Genomic DNA, 14,238 nt, shown 5'->3' with positions numbered 1-14,238 from the left:
GTCACAGATGCGGGTAGCGGAGGTGGTCGGGCGGGTTCTGCACGGACACGGCGCACGCTACGTCTTCGGGGTGGTCGGCAGCGGCAACTTCCATGTCACGAACGCGTTGGTGGCGGCCGGCGCCCGGTTCGTCGCGGCGGCCCACGAGGGCGGCGCGGCGAGCATGGCCGACGGGTACGCCCGCACCTCCGGGACGGTCAGTCTGCTCTCGGTGCACCAGGGTCCGGGCGTCACCAACGCGCTGACCGGCCTGACCGAGGCCGCGAAGAGCCGTACCCCGATGGTGGTCCTGGCCCCGGAGGCGACCGCGCCGCGGTCGAACTTCTTCATCGACCTGCCGTCGCTCGCCGCCTCGGTCGGGGCCGACTTCCATCGGGTACGCGCGACGCACGCGGCCGAGGACGCGAGCGCGGCGTACCGGGCCGCCGCCCGGGGCGCGACGGTGTTGCTGGCCCTCCCGTTGGAGGTGCAGAGCACCGTGACCGAACCGTGGTCCGGCCCGGTCCCCGCGGTCGCGTCGACCCCGGCCGCCGCCCCGCAGGTCGAGCCGTTGCTGGCGGCGCTCCGGGCCGCGCGTCGACCGGTCTTCATCGCGGGTCGGGGCGCCCGGGCGGCCCGGGAACCGCTGGTCCGGCTCGCCGACGCGTGCGGCGCGCTGCTCGCGGTCTCGGCGGCGGCGAAGGGGCTGTTCTCCGGGAACCCGTGGAACATCGATGTGGCCGGCGGCTTCGCCACCCCGCTCGCCGTCGAGCTGATCGGCGCGGCGGACCTGGTCGTCGCGTGGGGCAGCACGCTGAACATGTGGACCACCCGGCACGGCGAACTGATCCCGCCCTCCGCCGTCGTCGTCCAGGTGGACCAGGACCCGGCCGCTCTCGGGGTGAACCGCCCGGTTGACCTGGCGGTGGCCGGTGAGGTGGCGGGGGTCGCCGAGGCGGTGCTCGATCGGCTGGGCGCCGGCTCCACGGCGCCCGTGGACGCCGGGGCCGATGGCTGGCGTACGCCGGAGCTGGCACAACGGATTCGCGACCACGGCCGGTGGCGGACGGTCCCGTACCGGGACGAGGGTATGTCGGCGCGGGCCGGCGCCCCGGCGACGATCGACCCGAGGACGCTCTCGGCCGCCCTGGACGACCTGCTGCCGTCCGACCGGACGGTGGTGGTCGACTCCGGCAACTTCATGGGCTACCCGTCGATGTGGCTCGACGTGCCGGACGTGGCCGGATTCTGTTTCACCCAGGCGTTCCAGTCGGTCGGGCTCGGGCTGGCCAGTTCGCTCGGCGCGGCGGTCGCCCGGCCGGACCGGCTCACCGTCGCCGCGGTCGGCGACGGTGGCTTCGTCATGTCCGCAACCGAGTTGGTCACCGCGGTCCGGCTGGCGCTGCCACTGCTCGTGGTGATCTACGACGACGCGGCGTACGGCGCCGAGGTGCACCACTTCGGCCCGGACGGGCACCCGCTGGAGACGGTCACCTTCCCCGAGACCGACCTGGCCGCGATCGCCCGTGGTTACGGCTGCGACGGGTTGACCGTCCGGACCGTCGACGATCTCGGGCCGGTACGCCAGTGGCTCGCCGGCCCGCGTACCCGGCCGCTGGTGGTCGACGCCAAGGTCTGCGCCGCGCGCGGCTCATGGTGGCTGGAGGAAGCGTTCCGTGGCCATTGAGCCACCGCCGGATCAGGGCTGAAGCCGACCGGGGGCGCGGCGAGTCCGACCAATATGAGACGGGCGGGATACCCTACCTGCGCTGCCTGGAACCGCCTGACCGGAGGAGTCGATGCTGGGATGACGGCAGGGCGACCGATGCCCGACCAGGACGACGTGCTCGGGTACTTCGAGACGCTGTCGAACTGGGGACGGTGGGGCGACGAGGACGAGCTCGGCACTCTGAACCACATCACCGACGACGTCCGGCTGGCGGCGGCGCGGGCCGTGCGCCACGGCAGGAGCGTGTCCTGCGCTTGGGAGGTTGCCGTACCGGAGGACGCGGAGCGGTCGACGACGACGTGCCCGTGCGCCGCCGACATGCCGGGTGCCGAGAACATGCCGCCCGCCTTCCACGCCGACCGGCGCTGGGGTTTTTCGTCCGAGCGGCTCGGCATCAGTTTCCACGGCAACACGCTCACCCACGTCGACTCGCCGTGCCACATCTTCTGGGACGGCACGATGTACAACGGGCGGTCGCACTCGTTGGTCGACGCCACGACGGGTTCGGCGTGGGCGGCCGTCACGGCGGCGGCGAACGGGATCATCACGCGTGGTGTCCTGCTGGACGTTGCGAGGGCCCGCGGTGTGCCGTGGTTGGAACCGGGGCAGGGCGTGTTTCCGGACGACCTTGAGGAGGCCGAGCGTCGCCAGGGTGTACGGGTGCGGTCCGGCGACGCGGTACTCCTGCGGACCGGCTATGGCCGCGCCCGGCACGAGGCCGGCGCGGCCGGCGGTTTCACGCAGGCCGGCTGGCACGCGTCCTGCCTGCCGTGGCTCCATGAACGCGAGGTCGCACTGATCGGCGCCGACACCCCGCAGGACGTCCAGCCGTCGGGGTACGAGGACGTGTTGATGCCGGTTCATGCCGTGAGTCTCGTCGCGATGGGCTTGTGGCTGCTCGACAACTGCGACCTGGAGGCGTGCGCGGCAACGGCTGCCGAGCTCGGCCAGTGGGACTTCCACCTCGCGGTCGCGCCGGTTCGCTTCGCCGGCACGTCCGGCAGCCCGGTCAACCCGATCGCCACATTCTGATCGCGCTTCACGAGGGGTGCGATGCCATCGGCCCGCCCTCGTGAAACGCGGTCGTGGGCGGTGAGCACACCCGCCCAACGTCGCAGTGCCGTCATGGTGCCGGTGACCGCACCAGGGCGACGCGTCGTCGGTAGTCGGCGGCCACGGCTACGACGAGGGGGCCCCAGGCGACCAGTGGCGCGTAGTATCGCAAGACGTCCCAGCCCGGAGCCGGAAGTGCCGGACCGTCCTGGCCTATCCCCACCCAGCCGCGTTCCACGAAATGGAACCTGCTGTTCAAGAAGAAATATGCGCAGATGGCGACGAGCAACGAGCCGCCGATCAGCGCGACGAGCACGACCGGACGTGCCGGGATGGGACGACCCCCGAGCAGCGGCACCCAGCGTGGGACCTGTTGTCCCCAGCGGTGCACCAGTCCGAGTGTCGACAGGGCCAACCCCATCGACAGGACGGACAAGAAGATCATGTACCACGTGGTGGCGGCGTCGTCCGTGAACACGAGGGACAGCCGCCAGGCGGCAGACGGTAGGACGCAGACCGGGACGGCGTAGGCGGCCCAGACGGCCCAGGGCGACGGGGCGGCGGCCCAGGTACGGCCAGGGTCAGCGGGATTCATGAGCGCTCCGATCTTCGAGGGTTGACGTCGTTGAGGCCCCGGCTGCGGTCGACCCGACCGGTGGCTCGCGCCGAGAGGCCGGTGTTCGCGACGCGGGCCGGACGCGGCCGGTGGCGAGGGCGTAGCCGGTGGTCGTGACGCCCAGCGACACTCCCCAGCCGAGGAACACCAGCAGCGTGGCGGCCACCGCCCACCCCTCCCACACGTCGGACCAGCGCAGGTCACCCGCGGTCAGTTGGCCGACGAACACCGCGACGCTCAACACGCCGTAGGTGATCAGCGCGAGCGCCACCACCCCGGCCGGGATCACCGCCAGCAACCGGGGGACCGGCCGACCGCCCAGTCCCGGCACCCAGCGCGGGAACTGCTGCCCCCACCGCTGAACCAACCCGAGAACGAGCAGGCCGGCGAGCGGCGGGACGACGGTGATCGCCACGCCCGTCGGGATGGAGAGATTCAGGTGGATGTCATCCAGCTCCCGCTGGGAGATGCCGAACGGAACGCCGAGCACCCACAGCCCGTGCGGCACCGCCCAACCGGCCACCGGCAGCGCAACCGCCACGTACGCCCAACGGCGGGTCCACCGCGGCACCGGCCGGTAGCCGGGAGCCACCGGTCGGCGCGGCGGACCGGACGAGTTCGCCAGCCCGGCGAACAGGACGCCACCGGTCACCAACGCGAGCCGGGCGCCGAGGTCACGCCAGTCCGAGGGACGCCCCGTCAACGCCGCCGGGACCTCGAAGAGCAGATGCAGCGGGAACGCGACCACCATAAGCAGCGTGGCCGCCACCCAGCTGCCGGCGGCCGTGGAACGGCCCGGGAACCGGACCGAGCACGCCACCAGCACCGCCAGGGCGACACCGACTCCCAGCGCTCCCCAACCTGACCAGAACGGCGGCGCCTCGACCCGGTCCGCGCCGCATCCCCCCGCTGGATCGACCAGAGCGGTCCGGTCGCAGGCGGTGTACCCCCACCGGCCGCCGGCGATCCAGTACAGACGCAGAGCCACCTCACCGACGACGAAGACGACGCAGGCAACCGCCCACCGCCCGCCCCAGAAACGCTGAATGACTGGCATGAATCAATAAGACGTGGCGACGGACCGGGTGTCCTCCCGTGCAGAAGGGAACACGCTCCCTCTGCTCGGGGAGCGGCTTCCGGGATGCCGGGGTTGAGGAAGAACCGGGACAGCGGTCAGCGGTTGAGGTGGGCCGCGAGGCCGCCGAGTTCTTCGCTGGCGATGAACACCGACCGTACGTTGAGGATGGCTTCTTCGACGTGGGCAGGGCAGCCCCACACCGCATCGCCCCACGACTCCCGGGCGTGCGGGCCCGTGCCCAGCACAACCCGCACGTCGCGGCCGGTGTAGGGCTCTCCCGTGCGTAGACCTGGTCCAGCAGGGCGAGGAAGCCCTGACCGGCCAGCTCCGGCACCAGGTCCGCGAGCGCGACCCCCGTGCGAGCCCGCACCTCCTCTCCGGGCGGATGACCGGCTCAATCGGGGTGGTCGAATCGGCTACGGCGCCGTCCGGGCGGGTGTGCCCTGCCGCCCAGCCGCAGGGCTGGTGGGGGGACGGGCGGCGGTCGACGCCGGCTCGGCGGCGCGGCCCCGCCGCGCGTCCACGGCCAGCAGCGTGAGGGCGACCAGCGTCAGCAACCCGCCGACGAGTGCCAGCGGGCGCGCCCCCGAGGTGGACAGGAGGGCGCCGCCGAGCAGTGATCCGCCGGCGATGCCGGCGTTGAAGGCGGTGCTGACGCCGGCCGACGCCATGTCGGTGCTGCCCGGAGCCAGTTGCAGCATCCGGCTCTGCACGGCGGAGCCGAACGCCGCGTAACCGAGGCCGATCCCGGCGAGGAGTACCACCGTGCCGGGCCGGAGCGCGCCGAGCGCGTACAGGCCGAACAGCGAGGCCGTGCCGATGCTCAGCGGCGTCAGCAGGGAAGCGATCGGCCGGGTGTCCAGGGTCCGGGCTGCGGCCAGGGTGCCGACGACGCCGGCCGCGCCGGAGACGAACAGCAGTGGTGCCAGCAGCGCGTCCGCGAAGCCGCTGACGTCGAGCAGGAACGGGGTGACGTAGGTCTGCAGGGTCATGAAGCCGCCGATGCCGAGGGCGGTGGCGATCAGCAACAGGGCGAAGCGCCGCCCGTCCGGTGCGGTGCCCCGGGCGGCGCCGCCGGCGGCCGGGGGATACGAGGGAAGGAGGACGAGCACCGCGGCGGCGGTCGCCAGGCCGACCCCGGCCAGCACCGCGAACGCCACGCGCCAACCGGCCTGCTGCCCGAGCCAGGTGCCGATGGGTACGCCGAGCACGGGGGCGAGCGTCGCCCCGGTCGCGAACAGCGCCACCACCCGGCCGCGCACCGCGACCGGGAAGAGCCCGGTCACGGTCGCTGTCGCGATGGACCAGAACAGCGCCTGGGCGAGGGCGGTCACGAGGCGGGAGCCGGCCAGCACGGCGTACGTCGGCGCGAGGGCGGCGGCGGCGTTCCCGGCGGCGAACAGGAGCATCGTGACGCCGAGCAGGTGACGCCGGGGGATCCGCTGGGTCAGCCTGGCCAGCGGCACGGACGCCAGCACGACCACGATGGCGTACCCGCTGACCAGCAGACCCACCTGTGAGCGGGACCGGTCGAGGTCGGGTGCGATGTGGGTCAGCAGGCCGACGGGCAGCAGTTCGGTGGTGATGAACGCGAACGCGGCGAGGGAGAGGGCGACGAGCACGGCCCTGGCCCTTCGCGGCGACACCTCTGGCGCCATGCCCCACCCCCCTTTTCATGGTCACCGTAGTCGAGGGATCCGACCCGCTCAGGGGCGGTCGCGGGTCGTCGCGCCGCAGCGTGGTCGGCGCCCTCGGTACGGCCGGGGCACTCCCAACACAATCAGGCTCCCCGTTGACAGGCGGTAGGAGCGGCGGACACCGACAATGGAAAGGGTGGCACCCGCCTTCGTCCTGCACCATCACCGCAAACCGCGACCGCACTTTGACCTGCGGCTCGAGGAGGACGGTGTGCTGCGCTCCTGGGCGGTGCCTCGCGGCCTCCCGGACAGTCCCAGCGACAACCGGCTCGCGATCGCCGTGCCCGACCACGACCTCGAACACCTCACCTACGAGGACGCCGACAAGTCGATCGCCGATATCGGTACGTGGGAGGAGCACGACCGCACCGACCGCCGGATGCTGTTCACGTTGCACGGCCGCACCGGCCACCGGCGATACGCGCTCATCCACACGGGCGCGGGCTGGCTGCTCCACCTGACGAAAGAGCAGCCGCCGGACGAGCGCGGAGTCATGGGTGGGGATGACGGGTGATGCCGTCCAGGATGGTCGTCAGGTTGTGGTGGAAGGTTTCCTCGGCGTCGAGGTGCGCGCCGTCGATGACGAGCCGGGCGACAGTGGGGTAGCGGCCCGTCTCCAGCATGCGTGTCAGGTAGGGCCCGAGAGCGGCCTGCCAGGCGGACACGTCGGTGCCGGTTGAACGGGCGGTGCGGCGCTCGGTGATCTCCCTGCGGAGCGCCCCGACGATGAACGCGTTGAGGGCGCCCACAGCCCGCTGAAGGTCGTCGACACTGCGCACGCCAGGGGCCTGGCTGAGCGCCGCCGCGGTCGATTCGCCCACGGCGAGCGCGTGCGGTCCCAGGTGTGGCCTGCCGCCGAGCAGGTCGACGAACCACTCATGCTCCAGAGCGGCATCCCGGGTCCGGTGAACGACGGCCAGCACCGTGGCGCGCCACTCGGAGTGCTCCCCGGCCTCGGCGATCTGGGCATACACGGCGTCGACCATCAGATCAAGCAGCTCGGATCTGTTGGTCACGTAGTCGTAGAGCCGCATCGGACCGACACCGAGCTCCTTGGCGATCTTGCGTACCGACAGCCCGTCGAGGCCGTGTGCGTCGGCGATCCGGATCGCCGTGGCGGCGATCTTCGCGCGGGTCAGGGGCACCGGCGCCGCCCGGGGCTGGGGCTCGGGCCGTTCCCAGACGGGCAACGGCGCGCTACCGTACGGCGTATCCATAGAATACAGCGTACGGTAACGGAGATGATGATGCGAATCGCGATCGCCGGCGGCGGCCTCGGCGGCCTGACCCTGGCCCGGATCCTGCGCCGGCACGGCATCGACGCGGTGGTCTACGAACGCGAGGCGAGCCGATCCGCGCGACCACAGGGCGGAATGCTCGACCTGCACCCGGAGTCCGGGCAGAAGGCGCTGGCCGAGGCGGGCCTGGCCGGCCGGTTCCGGTCCGAGGCACGGCCGGAAGGCGAGGAACATCGCATCCTCGACCCGGCCGGACGCATCCTCGTGCACCACGAGCCGGAGCCCGGCTCGTTCTCCGGACGTCCCGAGATCGATCGGAGCGTACTGCGGGATCTTCTGCTCGATTCACTCCCTCGCGACGCGGTCGCCTGGCAGCACCGGCTCGTCGCGGCGACGCCACGACCCGACGGAGGCTTCGGGCTGACGTTCGATGGCGGCCGAAGCGCCGACTGCGACGTCCTCATCGGCGCGGACGGCGCACGCTCGGTCGTCCGATCCCTGCTGACCGACGCGACACTGTTCTGCGTGGCCACCCTGGTGGAGCTGAGCATCAGCGACGTCGACCGGCGCCACCCGCGTCTCGCCGAGCTGGTTGGCCCCGGAAACCTCTGGTGCATCGGCGTGAGCCAGATCCTGGCAGCGCAACGCCTCGGCGACGGCAGCATCCGAGTCGGGATCTCCCTACCCGCGGACGAGCGCGACCTGGACAGCTACCGCAGCAAGCGCGCTCTGCTGGACATGTTCGATGGCTGGGACCCCGGCCTCACCGCACTCATCGAAGCCGGAGACAGCACGCCGACCCCACGCAGGATCGAGGCGATGCCCACCGGCACGCGCTGGACCCACCAGCCGGGCATCACCCTGATCGGTGACGCCGCGCACCTCATGCCACCGGTCGGCGAGGGCGCCAACCAAGCCATGCTCGACGCCGCCGAACTCGCCGCCGAACTCGCCGCGAATCCCGCGGACCCCGATTCGGCGATCCGGACGTACGAGGAGGCGATGTTCACCAGGATCCACCCGATCGCCGAGATGTCCGCGCGAGTCCAGGCGATGATGCTGTCCCCAACCGCAGCCGACGACATCGTTCGCTTCTTCACGCCGCGGCCCGCCGAACCGGCAACCGCAGATTGACCACGCGCGACGCAGCCCGCCCGCCCGTGGCCGACGCTCCTGCCCTGCCTGTGCCGCGCTCGGGACCGCGACGTCAGCGGGTCGCGCCGGAGCTGCGGCTCACCATCAGTTCGGCAGCGTCGACAACCTCGAAGTCGTCGCCGCGCAGACCGCCCAGCTTGTGCAGCGCGTCGTTGTCCCATCGCCGGTCGGGCGCACCCGAGATGAACCACGCCGAGCCGTGGTCGGCGACGATGACGCCGTACCGCTGCATCGCCTCGGCGACGATCCTGGCCTGCCGGGGCAGCCGGGCGACGTCGACGGAGCGCTTGAGTCGCAGTCGCTGACCCAGCTGAGGCAACGAGGGGTCCTTGTCAGCGGAGGCGGAGTGCGACGCCGGCCAGGTCCAACCGCTGCGGGTGCGGGGCACGGTGACCCGGATCGCGTGGTCGATCCGTCCGGCTGCCACCTCGTCGTAGCGGACCAGACCGGCGAGGATCGACAGCCCGGCGGCGTCGGCGGAGGTCCAACCGGCTGGCCGCATGCGGTTGGAACGCAGGTCGAAGATCGCCCCGGATTCCGCTCGCCAGCCTCCGCCGGCCGGGTGAGCGTCGAAGAGCTCGTACGCGCGGCAGGCGTCGCGGTCCCAGACGATGACGTGCCGGTCACCGTCGCCGCGCGGCCCGCCCTCGACCGCTGCGTCCGGCGGGATCGGATATGGCCCGGCGTCGCTCTCGTCGCCGTAGGAGAAGGTGACCGGCACCCGTCGCTGCCCGGCGCCGACGACGGTGACCGGGATGCCGATCGGAGCGCCCTGCCACAGGCCGGCGCCGAAGTCGGCGTGCACGGCGGCGGCCGATCCGATGCTGCCGATGATGGCCGCGGAGCCGGGGTGCACGGGTAGCCGGGAGACGTCGGCGTGCCACACGTTGTCGGCGGGGAACACGCGGCACGCCGCGGCGGGCGGGCGCGGGCGGGCGCCGATGCCGCTCCGTGCGGACGGACTCGACGCCGGGACGGTCGGTGCGGCGCTCTGCGCCGCCGCCGTGCCCGGGACGGGAACGCCGGAGGTGGGCGCGGCGGTGGTCGTCCGCTGCGGGGTCCCACAACCCGCCAGCAGGACGACGGAGAGCGTTGCGACGACGCCGGCGCGGCGCGGGATCGGTGCGAGCATCTCGCGCATCCTGCCGCAACGGTGGTGACAGCGTCCATCGCGGTGCCGTCCGCGTCGCGCAGCGATCAGCCGGTTCAGACGTCGGTGACGTGGTACGACTGCTTGAGCGACGAAGCGACGAAGCGGGCGGGCCGGTGACGACCAACAGAGTGGCCAACCTGCTGCGCAGACGCGAGAGTCCGCAGCGGCCGACCTTCCTCGAACTGTTCTTCGATCTCGTGTACGTCTTCGCGCTCACCCGGATCGTGCACGAGCTGGTGCTGGACTACACCAGGGGTCACGTCGCCGACACGTTGACCACGTCCCTCTCGGAAAACGGCGAGACTCTGCTGCTGCTCCTGGCCCTCTGGTGGATCTGGGCGCAGACGGCGTGGACGACCAGCAGATTCGACCCGTTCCAGCCCGCGATCCAGTTCGTCGTCCTCGCGACGATGTTCGGGAGTCTGCTCCTGGCGGTCGCGATCTCCGGGGCTCTCGCCGAGACCGGCCTGCTTTTCGCGAGCACGTACGTCGCGATCCAGGTGGGCCGCACCCTGTTCTTCGTACTCACCTTGCGGGGTCACGATCTGCGCCGCGTCAACATGCTGGCGCTGGTCTGGTTCAGCGTGTCGGCCGTGCCGTGGATCGTGGGAGCTTTCGCACCAGAGTTGACGCGCAACTCGCTGTGGGCGCTGGCCCTGGCGATCGACTACGTCGGAGGTCGCCTCGGCTGGCCGGTACCGCGGCTGGGCCGCTCGCAGGTGTCCTCGTGGGCCGTCGCGGGCGACCACCTGGCCGAACGCTACTGGCAGCTCGTCATCGTCGCGCTTGGTGAGACGATTCTGACCTCCGGCTCGAGTCTTCTCCGCGGTCCGATCGTGGCGGAACGAATCATGGCCCTCACCCTGTCGTTCCTCACCACGGTGTTGCTGTGGCGGATCTACTTCTACCGAGCCGGCCAGATCCTGGGCGAGGCCGTCGCGGCATCCGCCAAACCCGGCCGGCTCGGTCGGTCGGCCGAGTTCTCCCACCTGCTCATGGTGGCCGGCATCCTGGTCACCTCGGCCGGTTCCGAACTCGTCCTCATCGATCCGGTCGGACACGCCAAACACGCCTGGGTCGCCGCCATCCTCGGCGGGCCCGCGCTCTACCTCGTCGGGCGCTCGGTATTCGAGTACGTGACCTTCGCCCGCGTGTCCCGGCCGCGACCGATCGGGATTCTCGTCCTCGCGGCCATCGCGCCGGTGATGGTCGGCCTGCCGCCACTCGCGGTCGCCGCAGTAGCCGCCGCCGTCCTGCTCGGCATCGCCGTCCCGGATGCGATCCGCGCCCACGGGCGCCCACTTGAGCAGGCCTCGCCGCCACGCTGACGCGTCCCCGCAGCTTCTGTAACACCGACGCTTCGCCGCGCGAAGAGAGGGTGTAACGGCAAACAGGGAGGAGAGCCTGTGCATGACCCTGGCTCAACGGAGGACGACATCTCCGACATCGCAGTCGATCCAGTGGCCCTTGAGGTCTTCTACCGCCGGCACGTGGAGGCCGTGGGCCGGTTCGTGGCGCGGCGGGTCGACGATCCCCACCTCGCCGCCGACCTGACCGCCGACGTGTTTCTGGCGGTGATCGAATCGGCGGCGGGGTACCGGCCTGACCGCGGTAGCCAGATCGGCTGGCTGCTCGGGGTGGCCCGCAACGTCATCGCCGACGAGCGGCGGCGGACGGCTCTACGACTGCGGGTGACCGGTCGGATGGCCGGACGACGGGACCTGGACGCCGACGACATCGCCCGCATCGAAGAGCGCATCGACGCCGAGTCGGCGGCTCGCCGCACCTATCGGGCGCTGGGCGGGCTGTCCGAGGGAACCCAGGCGCTGGTCGAACTCGTCGCCGTGGACGGCCTCACCGTCGCCGAGGCGGCGGCCGCGTTGGGGCTGTCCCCGGTCGCTGCGCGGGTCCGCCTGCACCGTGCCCGTCGCACCGTCCGTGCCGTGCTCGCCCGCCCGGCCACCACCCTCGCCTGATGGAACGGAGATGCCGCAATGACCAAGATTGAGCAGGCGCCGCACGGTTTCGAGGAGCAGCTCCTCACCGATCTGAAGGCGCACGTCGTCCGGCGGTCCGAGACGGTCTCGGCGGCCCGTCCGGTCGGACACCCCACTCGGTTCCTGCGCGGCTGGCGCCTCGCCGGAGCATTCGGGCTGGCGCTCACACTGACCGTCGGCGCCCTCGCGGTGCAGACGATGGGGATAGGTGAACAGCCGCCGCCCACGGCCAACGCGTCGGAGATCTTCCGGCTGGCGGCCGAAGCCGCCCGGCAGCAACCCGATCTCACCGCCCGACCTGACCAGTACGTCTTCACGGAAGTCCTGGCGACGCTGCGGGAGAGACCGGGCGGCGGGCCCTACACCACGGTACGGGGGCAGAGGTGGGAGTCGGCCGGGGGAATCGCCCACACGCAGGGGCGTTACCGGCCGGAGAGTGAACCGAACGGGTGGAGCGAACTGCGAGTGCTCCGCATGGGTGATCCCGCAGATCCCCGCAAGGAGCTCGATGAGCTCCCGTCGCCCGCGTACCACGGCGATCTGCCCACCGACGCAGACGAACTGCTCCGCTACCTTCGGGAACACCCAGTCGACCTGCATCTCCCTGAGGGAGCGGATGAGGAGGCCGTGTACGGGGACGAGAGCATGGTGTACACCACCGCACGGTCGATGCTCGACGGCTACGTGCCGCCCCGGGCACTGGCGGCGCTGTACGAGTTGCTGGCGCGGCAACCCGGAGCGGTCGTCATCTCGGGCGACGTGGTGGACGCCGCCGGGCGGCATGGGGTGGCGATTCGCATGCCCGGCGTGATCGGTGGCAACCAGGACTTCATCTTCGATCGGGACACCCACGTCTACCTCGGCACCCGCGGCACGGTGGTGCGCGACGGCAAGGAGTCGCTGTATTCGGCCGCGGCGCTGCTGCGGGTCGCGATCGTCGACCGGCCGGGCCAACTGCCCTGATCCAGGTGAGCGCAGCCACGCCCGCCGGCAGCCGGCAGCCCCTGGATGACCTGGTCCGAGAGCTGTCGGCCCGGCGCCGGTGTCTTCGGTCAGCCGGCCGCCAGCCGGAGGCCGAGTGCGACGAAGGCGACGGCGCAGATCCGGTTGATTCGTCGCGACCAGCGGCCGTCGCTCATCCGGCCGGCGAGGCGTCCGGCGCCCGCGCCGAGGGCGATGTCGACGGTGAGCTGCACCACCACGAAGACGATGCCGAGCAGCACCAGCTGCGCGGTGGCGTTGCCCGCGGCCGGGTCGACGAACTGCGGTAGGAACGCCACGCTGAACAGGATCATCTTCGGGTTGAGCAGATTGGTCACCAGCCCGCGCAGGAACGCCCGCCCGGTTCGGTCTCCCTGCCCCGGGTCACTGGTGAGGGGATCACCGGAAGTGCGCAGCGCTCGCACACCGAGGACGATCAGGTACGCCGCCCCGGCCCAGCGGATCACCGTGAACAGCGTCGGCGAGGCGGAGACCAGGGCGGCGAGGCCGCAGACGACCGCCGCGATGTGCACCGCCTCGCCTGCGGCGACGCCGAGAGCGGCGACGACGCCGGCGCGGGTGCCGTACCGGGCGGCGTTGGCGACGACGAACATCATGTCGGGGCCGGGGGTGAGCATGAGTACGACGATCGCGGCCAGGTAGCCGGCGAGGGCCGCCGCGGACAGTCCGAGCACCTCTCAGCCCTCCTCGGCGCCGTCGAGCAACGCCCGACGCAGGGCGAGGCGGTGCTCGCGGCGGATCTGCGCCTCGCGGTAGCGGCGCCGGTCGCCGTCGGTCTCGGTCAGCAGCGGCGGCACCGCCCGTGGTTGCCCCTCGTCATCGATCGCGACCATGACCAGCTGCGCGGTGGCCACGTCGACCGGCGGCACCGCCCGGTCCCACCGGTCCGCGCTGACCTTGACGGCGACCTCCATCGAGCTGCGCCCGGCCCAGGTGATCCGGGCGTCGACGTGGACCACGTCGCCGACCCGCACCGCCCGCAGGAACGCGGTCTCGTCGATGGCGGCGGTCACCGCGGGCCCGTCGGAGTGGCGGGCGGCGACCACCCCGGCGACGGAGTCGATGAGATTGAGGATCCGGCCGCCGTGGACCGTGCCCATCAGGTTGGTGTGGTGCTGGTCCATGATCTGCGACAGGGTCAGATGCGACGCCGACGGGGGCCGGCCGGTGAGTGTGGCGCTCTGGTGCATGGGGTCATCCGTCCTCGGGAAGCACGCCGTCCGACCAGCCGGCACGCACGTCGAGGACACGCCGCAGCGCATCACCCGCCCGACCCGCCCGCGAGGTCGACGGCAGCGCACACACGTCGTGTGTGCGCAGCGCGGGCAGGTCTTCGGACTCGTGGGCGTGACCGGGGCTCACCGGTCTCCTACTGGCCGTCGCTTCCCATGCCCTGCGGGCCCAGTGCTGATGACGGCGGTCGTTCCCACTCACCGCTGCGGGGCAGTCCCGGACTTTCACCGGGTTCCCTCTTACGACGCCCGAGCGCGTCAACGCCCGGGCGAACCAGCGCCAGGAACCACCCTATCGGCCCCGGTCAG

15 protein-coding genes and 1 riboswitch are annotated in these 14,238 nt (G+C 71.8%); of the genes, 7 read left to right on the top strand and 8 right to left on the bottom strand.

The annotated features are described in order from the left end of the window. Positions 1-7: 7 nt before the first annotated feature. A complete protein-coding gene (locus EAD89_RS03405) occupies positions 8-1,666 on the top strand; it encodes a thiamine pyrophosphate-binding protein (RefSeq protein ID WP_121674665.1) in 1,659 nt (552 codons plus the stop codon). Positions 1,667-1,786: 120 nt separating this feature from the next. Then, positions 1,787-2,740 carry a cyclase family protein gene (locus tag EAD89_RS03400; protein ID WP_233578143.1) on the top strand — a complete coding sequence of 318 codons (954 nt, stop codon included), beginning with the start codon at positions 1,787-1,789 and terminating at the stop codon, positions 2,738-2,740. 91 nt (positions 2,741-2,831) lie between these two features. On the opposite strand, the gene EAD89_RS03395 is transcribed toward EAD89_RS03400, so the two are convergent. The 4 genes from EAD89_RS03395 to EAD89_RS03380 form a co-directional block, all read right to left on the bottom strand. Further along, positions 2,832-3,239, bottom strand: a complete 408-nt coding sequence (locus EAD89_RS03395) for a hypothetical protein (RefSeq protein ID WP_147458744.1) — start codon at positions 3,237-3,239, stop codon at positions 2,832-2,834. Between the two features lie 103 nt (positions 3,240-3,342). Then, positions 3,343-4,434 (bottom strand): hypothetical protein, encoded by a 1,092-nt coding sequence (locus tag EAD89_RS03390; protein ID WP_121674662.1) that lies wholly within the window; start codon positions 4,432-4,434, stop codon positions 3,343-3,345. Positions 4,435-4,550: 116 nt separating this feature from the next. Then, positions 4,551-4,709, bottom strand: a complete 159-nt coding sequence (locus EAD89_RS30660) for a hypothetical protein (protein WP_233578140.1) — start codon at positions 4,707-4,709, stop codon at positions 4,551-4,553. A 162-nt stretch (positions 4,710-4,871) separates the two neighbouring features. Further along, positions 4,872-6,113, bottom strand: a complete 1,242-nt coding sequence (locus tag EAD89_RS03380) for an MFS transporter (RefSeq protein WP_233578138.1) — start codon at positions 6,111-6,113, stop codon at positions 4,872-4,874. Between the two features lie 166 nt (positions 6,114-6,279). Here EAD89_RS03380 and EAD89_RS03375 point away from each other — a divergent pair, with 166 nt between their 5' ends. Next, positions 6,280-6,666, top strand: a complete 387-nt coding sequence (locus EAD89_RS03375; protein WP_121674661.1) for a DNA polymerase ligase N-terminal domain-containing protein — start codon at positions 6,280-6,282, stop codon at positions 6,664-6,666. On the opposite strand, the gene EAD89_RS03370 is transcribed toward EAD89_RS03375, so the two are convergent. Further along, positions 6,644-7,369 carry a TetR/AcrR family transcriptional regulator gene (locus EAD89_RS03370; RefSeq protein ID WP_233578136.1) on the bottom strand — a complete coding sequence of 242 codons (726 nt, stop codon included), beginning with the start codon at positions 7,367-7,369 and terminating at the stop codon, positions 6,644-6,646. The genes EAD89_RS03375 and EAD89_RS03370 overlap by 23 nt on opposite strands. A 24-nt stretch (positions 7,370-7,393) precedes the next feature. Here EAD89_RS03370 and EAD89_RS03365 point away from each other — a divergent pair, with 24 nt between their 5' ends. Next, positions 7,394-8,524: an FAD-dependent oxidoreductase gene (locus tag EAD89_RS03365; protein WP_368666332.1), complete on the top strand. Its 1,131-nt coding sequence runs from the start codon at positions 7,394-7,396 to the stop codon at positions 8,522-8,524. Between the two features lie 73 nt (positions 8,525-8,597). On the opposite strand, the gene EAD89_RS03360 is transcribed toward EAD89_RS03365, so the two are convergent. Continuing rightward, positions 8,598-9,677 carry a hypothetical protein gene (locus EAD89_RS03360; RefSeq protein WP_158610702.1) on the bottom strand — a complete coding sequence of 360 codons (1,080 nt, stop codon included), beginning with the start codon at positions 9,675-9,677 and terminating at the stop codon, positions 8,598-8,600. Between the two features lie 134 nt (positions 9,678-9,811). Here EAD89_RS03360 and EAD89_RS03355 point away from each other — a divergent pair, with 134 nt between their 5' ends. The 3 genes from EAD89_RS03355 to EAD89_RS03345 all read left to right on the top strand — a co-directional run bounded on the left by EAD89_RS03355 (position 9,812) and on the right by EAD89_RS03345 (position 12,658). Next, positions 9,812-11,026: a low temperature requirement protein A gene (locus tag EAD89_RS03355; RefSeq protein ID WP_158610701.1), complete on the top strand. Its 1,215-nt coding sequence runs from the start codon at positions 9,812-9,814 to the stop codon at positions 11,024-11,026. A gap of 78 nt (positions 11,027-11,104) precedes the next feature. Continuing rightward, complete coding sequence (locus tag EAD89_RS03350; protein ID WP_199733399.1) at positions 11,105-11,674, top strand: RNA polymerase sigma factor; 570 nt, start codon at positions 11,105-11,107, stop codon at positions 11,672-11,674. An 18-nt stretch (positions 11,675-11,692) separates the two neighbouring features. Further along, complete coding sequence (locus EAD89_RS03345) at positions 11,693-12,658, top strand: CU044_5270 family protein (RefSeq protein WP_121674658.1); 966 nt, start codon at positions 11,693-11,695, stop codon at positions 12,656-12,658. Positions 12,659-12,747: 89 nt separating this feature from the next. Here EAD89_RS03345 and EAD89_RS03340 read toward each other — a convergent pair whose 3' ends face one another. Together EAD89_RS03340 and EAD89_RS03335 are read right to left on the bottom strand one after the other, a co-directional pair. After that, positions 12,748-13,371, bottom strand: coding sequence for a LysE family translocator (locus EAD89_RS03340; protein WP_121674657.1), 624 nt, complete (start codon positions 13,369-13,371; stop codon positions 12,748-12,750). A 3-nt stretch (positions 13,372-13,374) separates the two neighbouring features. Then, positions 13,375-13,887 (bottom strand): acyl-CoA thioesterase, encoded by a 513-nt coding sequence (locus tag EAD89_RS03335; RefSeq protein WP_121674656.1) that lies wholly within the window; start codon positions 13,885-13,887, stop codon positions 13,375-13,377. Between the two features lie 116 nt (positions 13,888-14,003). Beyond that, positions 14,004-14,223, bottom strand: a riboswitch (cobalamin riboswitch). Positions 14,224-14,238 lie beyond the last annotated feature (15 nt).

Source organism: Micromonospora sp. BL4, from assembly GCF_003667505.1.
Lineage (GTDB): Bacteria > Actinomycetota > Actinomycetes > Mycobacteriales > Micromonosporaceae > Micromonospora.
This window is presented reverse-complemented; position numbering and strand designations above follow the sequence as displayed.

Bases quoted from the DNA above. Each gene is read 5' to 3' on its own strand.
- EAD89_RS03400 (WP_233578143.1), top strand. From the start codon at position 1,787: ATGACGGCAGGGCGACCGATGCCCGACCAGGACGACGTGCTCGGGTAC.
- EAD89_RS03375 (WP_121674661.1), top strand. From the start codon at position 6,280: ATGGAAAGGGTGGCACCCGCCTTCGTCCTGCACCATCACCGCAAACCG.
- EAD89_RS03335 (WP_121674656.1), bottom strand. From the start codon at position 13,887: ATGCACCAGAGCGCCACACTCACCGGCCGGCCCCCGTCGGCGTCGCAT.
- EAD89_RS03380 (WP_233578138.1), bottom strand. From the start codon at position 6,113: ATGGCGCCAGAGGTGTCGCCGCGAAGGGCCAGGGCCGTGCTCGTCGCC.
- EAD89_RS03365 (WP_368666332.1), top strand. From the start codon at position 7,394: ATGATGATGCGAATCGCGATCGCCGGCGGCGGCCTCGGCGGCCTGACC.
- EAD89_RS03345 (WP_121674658.1), top strand. From the start codon at position 11,693: ATGACCAAGATTGAGCAGGCGCCGCACGGTTTCGAGGAGCAGCTCCTC.
- EAD89_RS03405 (WP_121674665.1), top strand. From the start codon at position 8: ATGCGGGTAGCGGAGGTGGTCGGGCGGGTTCTGCACGGACACGGCGCA.
- EAD89_RS03360 (WP_158610702.1), bottom strand. From the start codon at position 9,677: ATGCTCGCACCGATCCCGCGCCGCGCCGGCGTCGTCGCAACGCTCTCC.
- EAD89_RS03370 (WP_233578136.1), bottom strand. From the start codon at position 7,369: ATGGATACGCCGTACGGTAGCGCGCCGTTGCCCGTCTGGGAACGGCCC.
- EAD89_RS03390 (WP_121674662.1), bottom strand. From the start codon at position 4,434: ATGCCAGTCATTCAGCGTTTCTGGGGCGGGCGGTGGGCGGTTGCCTGC.